This window comes from Haloarcula sp. CGMCC 1.2071 (assembly GCF_037078445.1).
GTDB lineage: Archaea > Halobacteriota > Halobacteria > Halobacteriales > Haloarculaceae > Haloarcula > Haloarcula amylolytica.
In genome coordinates, this window is record NZ_JAYMGY010000045.1 from 1 (window position 1) to 1430 (window position 1430).

Consider the following 1430-nt stretch of genomic DNA (forward strand, 5'->3'; position numbering starts at 1 on the left):
GCTTCCATCCAATGAGAGCGCCAATCTACTCGATTACCAGTATGAGTGGTACGGACAGGTCTCGGTGGTGGATTTGAGTCCCGATCATTTTGGGCGCCTCAAACCTCGGCCGGTAAGCTGTTACGCTTTTCTTAGAGGGTAGCTGCTTCTAAGCTCACCTCCCGGCTGTCTAGGGCTCGAGACCACCTTCAGAGGATTACACTTAATCCACACTTGGGGACCTTAACCTATCTCTGGGTTGTTCCCCTCCTGGTACACAGGCTTACCCCGCGCACCGGAATCCCCGCGTCAAACAGCGTCTGTAAGTTTGGAGTTTGACAGGTGTGCCGACTCCTCTCGGAGGCGGACACACCAATCGGTCGCTCTACCTCACAGACTACCTCGGCGGAGGTCATGCTTCGACATGTTTCGATTGGAACCAGCTGTTGCCGGACTCGATGGGCCTTTCACCCCTACACATAGATCACGAGAGGGTATTGTAGGACACCAACTCTAACAGACTTCCACGTGCCTTTCGGCACGCTTCATCTTGTCCATGCGTAGATCGTCCGGATTCGGGTCGTGTTCGTATGGCTCCCCGCCCTTGAAGACGGCGGCCCTCGTCGTAAGACTGCGGCCATGTCGGTTTCCCTGTGCCTCCCCGGATACTCCGGTTAGACTTGCCATACAGACACACTCCCTGGCTCGTTTTTCAAAACGTACGACAGAACATCGGCTTCCCGTGAGTCTTACTGGAGACTCGCGTCTCGGTCATTCGTCATGGGACCTTGTATGCCCTGTCGCTCGATCGCCAACTGATTTCATGCTCTATTTCGCCTCCCTTCTGAGGGTACTTTGCAGCGTTCGTTCACACTACTTGTTCACTATCGGTCTCAGGTTGTGTTTAGCCTTCGCAGTCGATGCCTGCGTTATTCGCGAGGGATATCCAACCCCCGCTACTCTGGCACTACCGCACAGCGTACTGGTCTTCAGTACGGGGTTGTCACCCTGTATCACGCTCTGTTCCAAGAGACTTCGTGAAGACGGTCGGCTGATGAGAGGTAGCCCTGACACCACATTGCCCGTGAGGGCTTCGGTTTGGGCTGTATCGCGTTCACTCGCGGTTACTGACGACATCACGTTGCGTTTTCTTTTCCTCCCGATACTGAGATGTTTCAGTTCTCGGGGTTCCTCATTGCGCGAAGCAATTGTTAGAGAGATTCTCATTCGGAAATCCATGGTTCTTCGCCTCCGTGCGGCTCCCCATGGCTTATCGCAGCTTGGCACGTCCTTCATCAGCGCCTGAGCCGAGCAATCCACCAGCTGGCATAGTAGCCAACGTCGTTGTGACTCGTTCAACTGAACGAGTCCAGTGGACGCCTGGATCGCACGTACACACGGTTTCATACTCGCCCCCAAGGTGGAGATGGTGGGCGAATCGACCCTTCCCA

At 55.0% G+C, this 1430-nt stretch carries 1 rRNA gene; it reads right to left on the minus strand.

Annotated elements, in window-relative coordinates:
* Positions 1-1323, minus strand: a 23S ribosomal RNA gene (locus VI234_RS21125); the annotation flags it as partial.
* Between the last annotated feature and the right edge of the window lie 107 nt (positions 1324-1430).